General features: G+C 42.8%; 12 protein-coding genes and 1 riboswitch. Of the genes, 5 read left to right on the forward strand and 7 right to left on the reverse strand.

The features are described 5' to 3' along the window. Positions 1-110: 110 nt before the first annotated feature. A complete protein-coding gene (metK, locus tag MHB67_RS13715; RefSeq protein ID WP_024424909.1) occupies positions 111-1,313 on the reverse strand; it encodes a methionine adenosyltransferase in 1,203 nt (400 codons plus the stop codon). 195 nt (positions 1,314-1,508) lie between these two features. After that, positions 1,509-1,643, reverse strand: a riboswitch (SAM riboswitch). Between the two features lie 226 nt (positions 1,644-1,869). Between metK and pckA the strand changes: the two genes are divergently transcribed. Both pckA and MHB67_RS13725 read left to right on the forward strand, forming a co-directional pair. Next, on the forward strand, positions 1,870-3,456 hold the full coding sequence (gene pckA / locus MHB67_RS13720; RefSeq protein ID WP_024424910.1) for a phosphoenolpyruvate carboxykinase (ATP): 1,587 nt from the start codon (positions 1,870-1,872) through the stop codon (positions 3,454-3,456). A 124-nt stretch (positions 3,457-3,580) separates the two neighbouring features. Continuing rightward, positions 3,581-4,731 (forward strand): IS3 family transposase gene (locus MHB67_RS13725; RefSeq protein ID WP_342492573.1). Its coding sequence is split into 2 segments (ribosomal slippage): positions 3,581-3,854 and positions 3,854-4,731, totalling 1,152 coding nucleotides; the frame shifts between segments, so codons are not numbered across the junction. Positions 4,732-4,788: 57 nt separating this feature from the next. Here MHB67_RS13725 and MHB67_RS13730 read toward each other — a convergent pair. Genes MHB67_RS13730 through MHB67_RS13755 form a run of 6 tightly spaced genes read right to left on the reverse strand, consistent with a single transcriptional unit; the run spans position 4,789 to position 9,925 of the window. Beyond that, positions 4,789-5,031 (reverse strand): DUF2584 domain-containing protein, encoded by a 243-nt coding sequence (locus MHB67_RS13730; protein WP_025092385.1) that lies wholly within the window; start codon positions 5,029-5,031, stop codon positions 4,789-4,791. A gap of 39 nt (positions 5,032-5,070) precedes the next feature. Beyond that, the gene (locus tag MHB67_RS13735) at positions 5,071-5,865 is read right to left on the reverse strand and encodes a prolyl oligopeptidase family serine peptidase (RefSeq protein ID WP_044332311.1); all 795 of its coding nucleotides are present in this window, start codon (positions 5,863-5,865) and stop codon (positions 5,071-5,073) included. A 26-nt stretch (positions 5,866-5,891) separates the two neighbouring features. Next, on the reverse strand, positions 5,892-7,373 hold the full coding sequence (gene crtI, locus MHB67_RS13740; protein ID WP_342492574.1) for a phytoene desaturase family protein: 1,482 nt from the start codon (positions 7,371-7,373) through the stop codon (positions 5,892-5,894). After that, positions 7,370-8,497: a glycosyltransferase gene (locus MHB67_RS13745; RefSeq protein WP_151863316.1), complete on the reverse strand. Its 1,128-nt coding sequence runs from the start codon at positions 8,495-8,497 to the stop codon at positions 7,370-7,372. The genes crtI and MHB67_RS13745 overlap by 4 nt, the downstream gene beginning before the upstream one ends. After that, positions 8,482-9,228 (reverse strand): lysophospholipid acyltransferase family protein, encoded by a 747-nt coding sequence (locus tag MHB67_RS13750; RefSeq protein WP_342492575.1) that lies wholly within the window; start codon positions 9,226-9,228, stop codon positions 8,482-8,484. Before MHB67_RS13750 ends, MHB67_RS13745 begins: the two co-directional genes overlap by 16 nt. Then, positions 9,197-9,925, reverse strand: coding sequence for a carotenoid biosynthesis protein (locus tag MHB67_RS13755; protein ID WP_342492576.1), 729 nt, complete (start codon positions 9,923-9,925; stop codon positions 9,197-9,199). The genes MHB67_RS13750 and MHB67_RS13755 overlap by 32 nt, the downstream gene beginning before the upstream one ends. A gap of 174 nt (positions 9,926-10,099) precedes the next feature. Between MHB67_RS13755 and MHB67_RS13760 the strand changes: the two genes are divergently transcribed. The 3 genes from MHB67_RS13760 to MHB67_RS13770 are packed head-to-tail and all read left to right on the forward strand — an operon-like array spanning position 10,100 to position 12,668. Next, a complete protein-coding gene (locus MHB67_RS13760) occupies positions 10,100-11,101 on the forward strand; it encodes an ABC transporter substrate-binding protein (protein ID WP_330545428.1) in 1,002 nt (333 codons plus the stop codon). A 15-nt stretch (positions 11,102-11,116) separates the two neighbouring features. Beyond that, the gene (locus MHB67_RS13765; RefSeq protein WP_342492577.1) at positions 11,117-11,887 is read left to right on the forward strand and encodes an ABC transporter ATP-binding protein; all 771 of its coding nucleotides are present in this window, start codon (positions 11,117-11,119) and stop codon (positions 11,885-11,887) included. Continuing rightward, positions 11,874-12,668 carry an ABC transporter permease gene (locus tag MHB67_RS13770; RefSeq protein WP_039180873.1) on the forward strand — a complete coding sequence of 265 codons (795 nt, stop codon included), beginning with the start codon at positions 11,874-11,876 and terminating at the stop codon, positions 12,666-12,668. Before MHB67_RS13765 ends, MHB67_RS13770 begins: the two co-directional genes overlap by 14 nt. Positions 12,669-12,672 lie beyond the last annotated feature (4 nt).

Consider the following 12,672-nt stretch of genomic DNA (forward strand, 5'->3'; position numbering starts at 1 on the left):
TAAAAGTAGACCTATAATTAGACAGTATTTTGTCCGATTTTGTTTCACATTTTGCAGATTTTTTTTTAATCAAAAGGAAAACCGCTTAAAATAAGCGGTTTTTTATGTTGTTATTGTCCCAATGCTTCTTTGCGGAGTGTATCGGCTTTATCCGTTTTTTCCCACGGAAGATCTAAGTCGTGACGGCCGAAATGCCCGTATGCAGCTGTTTGTTTGTAGATCGGACGGCGCAGGTCAAGCATTTTAATAATGCCAGCTGGACGAAGATCAAAGTTTGCACGCACCACTTCAATTAATTTTTCTTCAGAAGCTTTTCCTGTTCCGAATGTATCAATTGAAATCGATACAGGCTGTGCAACACCAATTGCATAAGCAAGCTGTACTTCACAAGAATCTGCAAGGCCGGCAGCTACGATGTTTTTCGCTACGTAACGTGCAGCGTATGCCGCAGAACGGTCAACCTTCGTTGCATCCTTACCTGAGAAAGCACCGCCGCCATGACGAGCGTATCCGCCATACGTATCAACGATGATTTTACGTCCAGTTAAACCAGCATCCCCTTGAGGTCCACCGATCACGAAACGGCCAGTTGGGTTAATAAAGTATTTTGTCTGTTCATCAATCAGTTCACTTGGAACGACAGGACTGATGACATGCTCTTTTAAGTCACTTTGAATTTGTTCAAGCGTCACTTCTGGTGCATGCTGCGTAGAAATAACCACTGTATCAATACGAACTGGTTTGTTTTGCTCATCATATTCAACTGTGACTTGTGTTTTTCCGTCTGGACGAAGGTATGCAAGTGTTTCATTCTTGCGTACTTCTGTTAAACGGCGAGATAATTTATGTGCTAGTGAAATTGGCAGCGGCATGAGCTCTTCGGTTTCATTATTGGCAAAACCAAACATCAATCCTTGGTCACCTGCACCAATCGCATCAATTTCTTCTTCAGTCATTGTTCCTTCACGTGCTTCAAGCGCTTTGTCTACACCTTGCGCAATATCAGCAGACTGTTCATCAATTGATGTAAGTACCGCACATGTTTCCGCATCAAAACCATATTTCGCACGTGTGTAGCCAATTTCCTTAATTGTGTCACGCACCGTCTTTGGAATATCGACATAAGTAGACGTTGTAATTTCACCGCTTACTAATACGAGACCGGTTGTAACAGAAGTTTCACAGGCAACACGTGCATTTGGATCTTTCTTTAAAATTTCATCCAAAATGCTGTCTGAAATTTGGTCACAGATTTTATCTGGATGTCCTTCTGTCACTGATTCTGAAGTAAATAAACGACGATTTTGACTCATAATGGCTATTTCCTCCTGTACAAGACCACATCATCCCAAGATGAGGCCTCCAATATGATACGGAACTCGTTCCCTCTTATATTTGAAAACGTTTATATTAGAGATGTTATTGGCAATTTGTTCATATGATATCCCAAAAATAAAAAAACCATTTCCTTCATTGCGAGGAAAGGGTCTGAGATCGCATGCCTTTCACTCTTATCGCTCAAGGTGTTCTTGTACCTTGCATCAGGTTAGCACCTTGGTTTCTCAGCATTTTCATGCCTTTTTCATAAGAAACCGGTTGCTGGGCTTCATCGGGCCTGTCCCTCCACCAACTCGGGATAAGAGTATCCGTTCAATAAGATATCTTATCTTAAACCCTTGCGTCATGTCAATGCTTCATAAGAATTATCTCCCTCTTTTTTCTCCTCACCATTAGCATCACCAAAAAGCATATTTTCATAGCAGAAATGAAAAAACACACACAAAAATTTTTAAATAGTATAGACTATTATTATTAATGTGTTATACTAATCGAAACAAACAAATTCAACGGTAAAGGAAGGGTTTTTTTATGAACTCAGTGGATTTAAAAGAAGATTTGCAGTCATTGCTCTCATTAGAAAATACGCACCAAAATTTATCTGTTCCGAAACTTGTTGAAAAGATTTTGGCACGTAATGAAGGCGTTTTAACATCAACAGGAGCTGTCCGCGCCACAACTGGAGCCTATACAGGACGTTCGCCTAAAGATAAATTTATTGTCAAAGAAGAAAGCTCTGAACATAAAATCGATTGGGGTCAAGTCAACCAGCCGATCTCCAAAGAAGCATTTGACCGTTTATATACAAAGGTTGTGTCATACTTAAAAGAACGTGATGAACTATTCGTCTTTGAAGGGTTTGCAGGCGCTGATGAAAGATATCGTATGCCGATTACAGTTGTAAACGAATTCGCATGGCACAATCTTTTTGCCAAGCAGCTATTTATCAGACCTGACGGGTCCACACCTTCTTCAAACGAAAAACCTTTCACCATCTTATCTGCACCGCACTTTAAAGCAGATCCTGCAACAGATGGCACAAACTCTGAAACGTTTATCATCGTTTCTTTTGAAAAACGCACGATTCTTATCGGTGGAACAGAATATGCAGGAGAAATGAAAAAGTCCATTTTCTCTGTGATGAACTACCTGCTTCCTGAGCAAGATATTTTATCCATGCACTGTTCAGCAAACGTAGGTCAAGAAGGCGATGTAGCCTTATTCTTCGGACTTTCAGGCACTGGGAAAACGACGCTTTCTGCAAGCGCAAGCCGCAAGCTGATCGGAGACGATGAACACGGCTGGTCTGGCACAGGGGTCTTCAATATCGAGGGCGGATGCTATGCGAAATGTGTGAACTTAAGTGAAGAAAAAGAACCGCAGATCTACAAAGCGATCAGCTTCGGATCAGTTCTTGAGAACGTTGTGCTTGATGAAGAAACACGTGAAGCGGATTATGATGATACCTTCTTTACTGAAAATACACGCGCAGCTTACCCAATCGAAATGATTGATAACATCGTGAAACCAAGTATCGCAGGACACCCATCTGCCATTGTCTTCTTAACAGCTGATGCGTTTGGCGTCTTACCTCCAATCAGCCGTTTAACAAAAGAGCAGGCAATGTACCATTTCTTGAGCGGGTACACAAGTAAATTAGCTGGAACTGAGCGCGGTGTCACATCACCAGAAACGACATTCTCTACTTGCTTCGGTTCACCATTCCTTCCACTTCCAGCTCACGTCTATGCTGAAATGCTTGGCAAAAAGATTGATGAGCACGGTGCAAAAGTATTCCTTGTGAATACAGGCTGGACTGGCGGAGGCTACGGTACAGGCAAACGAATGAATCTCGCTCATACAAGAGCAATGGTGCAGGCAGCAATCGAAGGTGACCTTGACAATGCCGAGATGATTACTGATGACATCTTTGGCTTACACATCCCGCTTCATATTCCTGGTGTACCAGATGAAGTGCTTCAACCTGCTAAAACATGGGATGACCAAGAGGCTTATCAAGAAAAAGCACACTTCCTTGCCAATGAATTTAAAAAGAACTTCCAAAAATTCAGCCACGCGGCAAGTGATATTGAAGCCAAAGGCGGACCACTCGTCTAACCAAATGAAAAAAGCTGAGGAGATTCAATGGGACTGACCCCATAAGATGAGACAAATAAAAAACACCTTCAAGTTTGAAAACGGATCGTTGTGATCCGAAATAAAACATGGAGGTGTTTTTTCTATGGGGACAAGAGTGAGTTATCCGGTTGAAGTCAAACAGAAGGCTGTAGAAATGAGATTGGCAGGCGTATCAATGAAAGAGATCTCGCGGGAATTGAATATCAAAAATAAAACGCAGGTTCAGACATGGGTGAGGTGGCATAAGGCTGGGGATACACACCGGTTCGAACAGCCTGTTGGAAAACAATATACCCATAGAAAGGGTCCCGAGTACTCTTCCGAATTAGAGAGACTGCAGGCAGAAAATCGCTATCTGAGTCAACAGAATGAAGTTTTAAAAAAGTACAACGAATTGGAAAGGAAGTTGATAAGGAAACGTCAATCAAACTGGTAGAAGAATTGTGCAAAACAATGACAGTACAGGACATCTGTGTCCATTTAGGCGTCTCACGCGCTTCGTATTATAGATGGAAAAAGAATCTGAATCAGAATCATTCTAAAAGACAACTAGAGAAACAAATCGGCACGTTGTGCCGAGAGCACAAGTATCGATATGGATACCGAAAAATCACAGCCTTACTAAAAGTGAGAATGCGTATTAATCATAAAACTGTTCAACGTATCATGCAGAAAAACCAGTGGCAGTGCCGGGTTAAAATGAAAAAGCGTAAGAAGAATGGGCAGCCCTATGCCGTGGCCGGTAATATACTGGATCGGAACTTTCAGTCTGATCGCCCTCTTGAAAAACTAGTAACGGACATCACGTATTTGCCTTATGGACAGAAACAATTGTACCTTTCCAGTATATTGGATTTATATAATGGAGAAGTGATTGCGTTTACGATTGGTGATAAGCAGGACACAGACTTTATTTTAAACACACTTGATCAGCTCCCAGCACTGCCTGAAAACTGTGTGTTACATAGCGACCAAGGTTCTGTGTATACATCTTACGAGTATCAGAAAGCTGTTCATATAAAAGGCATTACCATGAGCATGTCCCGTAAAGGGACGCCCGCTGATAATGCCTCCATCGAATCGTTTCATTCCTCGCTAAAGTCTGAAACGTTCTATCTTAACAGCATTGATCGAACTACGACCACCATCGTAGAACGCACTGTCAAAGAATACATTTATTATTATAACAACATTCGTATTCAAACAAAACTAAACAACCAATCACCGATCAACTATCGGCAATTGGCTGTATAAAGGTGTTTTGATCCCTGTCTCAAAAACGGGGGTCAGTCCCAATCCCTCAGCTTTTTTTTAGTTTGTTGAATGTAATGATACAAGACGGTACGTCACCTTCGTGACATTGTCTGTCAGCTCCAGCTTTTCAACATGTGCTGTCCCTGTTTTTTCTCCGTCTTTCGTTTTACGCACCTCAAGTGGAATATTTAGTGGATAAATGCGGTATCCATCCTTCATGAGTTCAAATACATTTTCTTCAATTCTTGTCTCTTTTCCCTTTGTGACAATCATTGTATTAAATTCAACAGGCATTCCCATAATGAAAATCCCCCTACTTTCTATATTTCGTTATACTGCTTATTTTACCACATTTCCGCTTTTTCGGCTGTGCATCCATGTGGTCAGCCTTCTCACAATTTCTCGATTATGCTGCGGCGGGAAATAGTGGTTGTATCCGTGGAAATACCATGTTTCCACAGATTTCCCGTGCTGGCGCAGCGCATCTTCTAACAAATACGCATGCTCAATCGATACATTTTGATCTTCTTCTCCGTGGATGATAAGGACAGGTGCTTCAATTTTGTCCACATCATTTAAAGGGGTTCTGTTCTCATATGCCTCTGGCACCTTATGCGGCGGTCCGCCAATCACACGCTTCATCATCCGTCTCATATCCACACGCTCTTCATAAGTCAGTTTCATGTCACTGACGCCTCCCCATGTGACAAAGGAAGCCGCCTCCTGTTTCATTTCAACAGCGGTCCAAATGCCCATAATACCGCCTCGCGAAAAACCAAAGATATGAATGCGGTCCTTCTTCACTTTTTTGTGCTGTTTTAACAGCTGAAAGGCAGCAAACGCATCTTTTCGATCTTCTCCGGCAAAATCTTCGTTCCCTTCGCCTCCTTGGTTTCCTCGGTAAAATGGAGCAAAGACGACAAAACCCTGCGCGGCAAATTGCACAATCCGGCCTGGTCTGACCATCCCCACATTTTTAATGCCGCCTCGTAAATACAAAAAGCCGTCGTAGAGACCTTCTCCGGCCGGCTCAGCGAGCAGCCCTTTCATCCGAAGTCCATCTGCCTCATAGGTCACTGTATATAAGTGAATATGCGGATGGGGCGACGGAAACCTTCTTTTTTCCACAATCACTCGATTTCTCTCCTTTTCATCTTTGATTACGTCCATTGCTTCAGCATCGCTGCTGCGACAAGCTGGCCTGATTTTGTCACTATCGGCGTGCCGCCGCCTGGATGACTTGTTCCTCCAACAAACCAAAGTCCTTCAATATCCTTTGACTGATTATTGATGCGAAAGAACGCCTGTTTGAACGAGTTTGAAGACATGCCATAAATGGCTCCGCGATATGCCCCCGTTTTCTGCTGCAGATCGAGCGGGGTTTGAACCGCTTCATATTCAATAAGCTCATCCATATCAAAAAGACCTTTTTCCATTAATTTGTTTTTTACATGCTGACGATATGTCTCCTTTAGCATGTCCCAATCTTGCTCTTTTGTCACATAAGGTGCATTGGCCAGTACAAACAGGTTGCTTCTTCCCGGTCCTCCGCTTAAAGCTGGTTCTGAATGGCCTGAATAGCATATGTAAAGTGTCGGGTCTTGAGGCAGTTGTTTTTTCTGAAAAATATCCTTGAATTCTTGCTCATAATCCTCAGGGAAAAACACATTGTGATGAGCCAGCTGTTTATAGACTTTAGGTACTCCTAATAAGAGAACAAAGCCCGACAACGACGGTTCAATGCCAGACAATTTTTGATTTAAAAAACGAGGACGGTCTTTTTCATCTAGGAGATGACGGTATACAGTCAGCGCATCTGCTCCTGCAATGACTTGATCTGCCTCATACATCTGCTGATCCGTCTCCACTCCTTTGATCCGCCGATCCTTCACATGAATCTTGTTCACTTGTTCATTGAGGTAAATCTGAACGCCTAACTCTTTTGCCAGTGTCTCAAATGCCTCAACTAGACGATATGTACCTCCCTGTATTCCATAAATCCCTTTCTCTCCTTCTAAATATGCCATCATATTAAAAATAGCCGGCGCCTCGTAGGGAGAAGAGCCAATATAAGTGGCATACCGTCCAAACATCGCCAATGTATGGGGATGACGGAAATATTGACGCAGCAGGCGCTGAACCGATGTGAATGGTTTGACAGCAAGAAATGCTTTCATCAGCTTTACATCCGCCTTATCCTTCCAGCTCAATAACAAACGATTTAAAAACTGCTCCTCTGCCTTTTGAAAAAGCACCTTTGATTCCTGCAAAAATGCACGGTATTGCTTCGCATCTTCAGGACTGAATGCAGCAATTTGTGATTCCATTTGCTCAATATATGGCGTAAACTCGACCGTATGTCCATCTGGAAAAATATTTTTGGTAAGCGGTGAAATCGGATAAAAAGTCACATAATCCTCCATCCGTCTATGACAGGATGTAAACACTTCTTCAAAATAGGCCTTCATTGTAATGGTGCTCGGTCCTAAATCAAAAGAGTAGCCTGCCTCGTGATGGCGCTGCAATTTCCCCCCTAAAGCCGCTTCTTTTTCTAAAATGGTGACCTGAACCCCGCGTGACTGTAGACGAATCGCGGCTGATAATCCGCCAAGTCCGCCGCCGATGATGATCACTTTTTTCATTCGTACCTTCTCCCTTTCCATTCATACCCTTCTTTTTTCAGACCGATTTTCATAGAAGCAAAACCGATAGCAATCAGGCTTAAAATACTGACCGGCAATAAAAAAGCCATCGCAGATGTCCGCCCATTTTCAGTATCTATTGCCGCTTTAATCGACACACCCAGCCCATAGCAAAGAATGGCTAAGCATATGCTCAAAACATCCAGCTGAAACAATGCGATCATGAAACAAATGACAGGAACCAAATAAAGGAGGGTGTATAAACAAAAGACACTGCTTAATAAAGCAATGCTTCGATTCACACCTGGGAATAAATTTTTCCGGAAACCTTCCCAAACCTCTTGTCCACTTTCATACATTCTCATATACACAAATGGATGAATGCTTGCAAGTGTGAACGGAAAGCCTTTTTCCTTCACCCGTCTAGCCAAGGCCATATCATCAACGAGTGAATCCTTGATCGCTTCATGCCCGCCAATGTCGTGATAACAATTCTTTTCAATGGCCATAAAACCACCATGTGCTGCGGCAAAAGCGGGGTTCTTAGATTTTCTTACCCATTTCACTGGCAGATGACAGCCAATGGTAAACATCATCATAGGAACGACAAGATGCTCAAAAAATGTACCTGTTTTTTGTTCTGGAAAACCTGACAGCATGCCCGTTTTTTGCAAACATAACTGCTTGTATACTGATTCAACTGCCCCTTTTTTTAACCGGACATCCGCATCTAAAAATAGCAGCCAGTCAGAAGCTGCTGCCTCTGCGAGCTGAGAGCAGGCATATGATTTACCAAGCCAGCCCCGCTTTAATGGCTGACCTGACTGGACTCGGATCCACGGATATGTTTCTGCAAACCGCTCCACCATCGCTCTTGTCTGATCTGTCGAATGGTCATCAAGGACGATAAGCTCTTTCGGATAAAAGCGTTGATCAACGATCGACTGAAGACAGGCTTCTATTCGGTTTTCCTCATTTCTCGCTGGAATCAGAATTGATAATGAAATAGGTTCACCCGGCGGAAAGGATGCTGGCTTTAAAACAGGAAGCTGCCTCATATTCCATATGGTGAAAATAAACTGACAGAGCAAGAGTACACTGATTACGGTTAAGAAGACCGCCATGTTTTCACCCACTTTTTAAAGGAATCAAACGCATCACTTGTTGACTGACTTGTCCTTGTCATCTGTCTAAATTCTTGATTGTTTGAAAAATCAGGATCTGCGATGACCTGTGCTTGATGTGCGTTTAACTGCGTGTCAAGCAGATCTCTGAGCAGATGCGTCACGTCCTTGCTTCGAAGCTCTCCGCCAGATACTAAGGTATCTTCACCAAACACAGCAGATACTGTCGGTTTTTGAAATTGATTAAATGTATAATGCAAGGTCACAGGCTTCACCACAACTTGCTCAAATTGTCTCACTAAAAATGAAGCCCCGCCCTCCAATTCAAGTGGTCGCATATCCTGATGCATGATTTTCCCCTGTGGAAAAAGCCATACAGCCCCGCCAGCCTGCATGTTCTCTTTTGCCGTCATTAATGCTTGCTTCACACTTTTCAGATTCTTTTTCTGAACCGGAAAGGCACCAAGCTTTCGGAAAAAGGCATATTGCTTCAGCTGTTTCTCCTCCATCATCATATAATGATCGAGTTCGGACGCTTTTTCTGTTAAAAGAAAGATGATCAGTCCATCCCACCATGAGCTATGATTGGCGATATAAAGAACAGGCAGCTTCTCGTTTGGGTCCACAGTGCCTTTCATCATCACACAGCGGAAATGTTTATGAAGTAAATACCGCTCAAGATAAAGAGAAAATATACGTCTAAACAATCGGCTTTTGTCGCTTTCTTTCAAATTGAACCCTTCCTTCACACAAAATAACAATGATCAGTACTAAATAAAAAATGACATCGAGCCCGCCCTTTAATGCCAGCACACCAAAAAAGAACACCATTGCCTGATAAATACGGCTCGTCCAGCTCAGAGCCTTTTGATCAATCTGAACAAGCGGGAAGAGAAAGGAAAGTCCTGCTCCAATCATACCCCAGCTCACAAAATTCTCAAAAGGAATACCATAAAAATCACCGCCGTCATACCACACCCAAAATTTCCGTTCAGCCGCTACTGGGTCTAATATGAGGTCAAGCAAGACAATCCATATCCCCGTTTCGACAGCTCGTTTCCATTTCGACTGCTGATTGGCTAAAAAAAGGCTGTTTAAAAACACACCAACCCATGCAAAAGCAATGGTTAAAGGCACCCCTGCCAATAGAAAACCTAACGTCGGATAATAGTCATAGGCCCCGAAAGGAAAACCGGTTGTGATCCCTATCCATTCAACCGTAAATGTCAGCACCCCGACAATAGCAGCCCTTTTGATCACAAACCCCCATGATCCATAAATATTTCGCCCAATCTCTATCACACAGCAGGCATACAGCACAAGGAAAATGCCATTTGCAAATTGAAGCCATACTGGCACCTCAAAAAAGACCATTAATATGAGCCCTATCAAATACCACCCAAGAAATACCCAACTCACTCTATACACGAAATCGCCCCTTTATTTCTTCCAAATTCAAGAAAGTATTCATGCTTCTAGTATAGAAAAAAAGACACGTTCTATAAATAAACAATGCGCTTCTTATTTTCATCTAGGCACTCACCAAAAATCCCTTTTGACATACTTTAATTAGTGATCTAGAACAAAGGAGGCGAATTACTCTTGAATCGTTCCATCAAAGTCAGACTGGCATTCATCGTCGTTGTCCTGCTCTTTATTCCATTTGTCGCCTGTAAAAAAGAACAAGAGCAGACCGTACAAGTAGCCGAGGTGACCCATTCGGTTTTTTATGCTCCGCTATATGTTGCCTTATCTGAGGACTTCTTCAAAGAAGAAGGGCTAGAGGTTGAATTAAAAACGACTTGGGGCGGCGATAAAACGATGACAGCTCTCTTATCCGGTGGTGCAGATATTGCCCTTACCGGATCTGAATCCTCTATCTATGTAGAGGCTCAAGACACAAAAGACTCTGTCGTCAACTTTGCACAGCTGACACAAACAGACGGTACATTTCTTGTTTCAAGGGAGAAAGTGAGCGAATTCTCTTGGGATCAATTAAAAGGAAAAGACTTTCTTGGACAGCGGAAAGGCGGCATGCCGCAAATGGTCGGTGAATATGTCCTGAAAAAGGAAGGCATTGATGTAAAAAAGGATCTCCGTATGATTCAAAATATTGATTTTGCCAACATTTCAGGTGCTTTCTCCTCTGGAACTGGCGATTTTGTGCAGTTATTCGAACCGACAGCATCCTTAATTGAAAAAGAAGGCAAAGGGTACATTACCGCCTCCTTTGGAGAGGCTTCCGGAAAGGTGCCTTATACCACCTTCATGGCAAAGAAAAGTTACTTAGAGGAAAACAAAGAGACAGCTGAAGCCTTCACTCGTGCCATTTACAAAGCGCAGAAATGGGTGGAAGCCAAGCAGCCGGAGGAGATTGCCAAAACCATTCAATCTCATTTTCCTGACACAGCACTTGATGTCTTATCAACAGCCATTAAACGCTACAAACAGCAGGAATCCTATGCAACAGACCCCCTTCTGAATGAAGAGGAATGGAACAAATTGCAGGAAATTATGAAGGAGAGCGATGAATTGCCGAAATTTATCCCGTACAAACAACTTGTCGATTCATCCATTGCAAAGAAGGTCACAGAACATAAATAGAATAGGAGGTAGCACATGTCTTTCCTTCAAATTGACCATGTGACCCACACGTACTTCTCTTTAAAAGAAAAAACAACGGCCATACAGCACATCAATATGGAGATAGACCAAGGAGAATTTATTTCATTTATTGGTCCCAGCGGGTGCGGAAAAACCACCTTGCTGTCTATCATTGCAGGAATAACGCCGCCCTCTGAAGGCCGAATTTTAATCGAAGGAAAAGAACCGAATCAAAAGGAGCATCAAATCGGCTACATGCTCCAGCAGGATTATTTGTTCCCTTGGAAAACCATCAAGGAAAATATCATTCTCGGGTTGAAAATTACCAAACAAGATTCACATGAAGCCACCTCCGCCGCTCTTGGCTTACTGCCTAAGCTTGGCCTTCATGATGTAGAGGAAAAATACCCGAAAGAGCTGTCAGGCGGTATGAGGCAGCGTGCGGCTCTCGCCCGAACGCTTGCAGTGAATCCCGGTCTGCTTTTACTAGACGAACCCTTTTCAGCTCTAGACTACCAAACCAAACTAACATTAGAGGATCTCGTCTTTCATACACTCAAAAACTATCAAAAAACAGCGGTCCTTGTGACACATGACATTGGCGAAGCCATTGCGATGAGTGACCGCATTTTCTTATTCTCTAAGCATCCCGGCTCGATTCAGCGGATTTTTACCGTTTCAGATGATCTGAGGACTCTTTCTCCTTTCGAAGCAAGACAGACCCAGAGTTTCCAAGAGCTCTTTCAAACGATTTGGAAGGAGCTGAAAACCGTTGAAACACAGTGATCTTTTACATGAAGCCTATCGCAAAAAATACCGAATGGAAAAACGCATGACCCGAATCTATCAGTTCATTATTTTCGCCAGCTTCTTTTCGCTTTGGGAGCTTGCCAGTCATTTTCGTCTCATCGATCCACTGATATTTAGTTCACCATCTGCGGTCTGCCAATTGTTTGTACAAAAAATATCCGATGGGTCTTTAGTGAATCATATGAGTATTACATTATTTGAAACGGTGCTCGGATTTCTACTTGGTACCTTTTGCGGTATTTTGCTTGCTGCCGCCTTATGGTGGTCCACGCGCCTGGCAAACGTTCTTGATCCTTATTTAGTCATTTTAAATGCCATGCCAAAAGTTGCCCTCGCCCCGATTTTAATTGTTGCCCTTGGGCCTGGCATGATCAGCATCGTTGCCATGGGCGCAATCATTAGTGTGATCATTACGACGATCGTCATTTATACAGCCTTTCAAGAGGTCGATGAGAATTATTTAAAGGTGATGAAAACCTTTGGTGCGAAAAAAAGCGTCGTCTTTCGCGAGGTCATTTTGCCAGCTAGTATTCCAACGATGATTTCTGCCATCAAGGTCAATGTCGGCCTTTCTTGGGTTGGGGTTATTGTAGGGGAATTTCTTGTTTCCTCAAAAGGGCTCGGCTACATGATCATTTACGGCTTTCAAGTCTTCAACTTTACACTCGTGTTCTTAAGTCTTTTCATTATTGCCGTGTTTGCGACCATCATGTACCAGCTTGTGGAATGGCTCGAACGCCGTTTTCTTCAAAAATAAAAAA

This window comes from Bacillus sp. FSL H8-0516 (genome assembly GCF_038635285.1).
Taxonomy (GTDB): domain Bacteria; phylum Bacillota; class Bacilli; order Bacillales; family Bacillaceae; genus Bacillus; species Bacillus safensis.

Excerpts from the sequence above, each read along its gene's own strand:
- crtI (WP_342492574.1), bottom strand. The coding sequence starts at position 7,373 with ATGAAAAAAGTGATCATCATCGGCGGCGGACTTGGCGGATTATCAGCC.
- MHB67_RS13730 (WP_025092385.1), bottom strand. The coding sequence starts at position 5,031 with ATGGGAATGCCTGTTGAATTTAATACAATGATTGTCACAAAGGGAAAA.
- pckA (WP_024424910.1), top strand. The coding sequence starts at position 1,870 with ATGAACTCAGTGGATTTAAAAGAAGATTTGCAGTCATTGCTCTCATTA.
- metK (WP_024424909.1), bottom strand. The coding sequence starts at position 1,313 with ATGAGTCAAAATCGTCGTTTATTTACTTCAGAATCAGTGACAGAAGGA.
- MHB67_RS13745 (WP_151863316.1), bottom strand. The coding sequence starts at position 8,497 with ATGGCGGTCTTCTTAACCGTAATCAGTGTACTCTTGCTCTGTCAGTTT.
- MHB67_RS13765 (WP_342492577.1), top strand. The coding sequence starts at position 11,117 with ATGTCTTTCCTTCAAATTGACCATGTGACCCACACGTACTTCTCTTTA.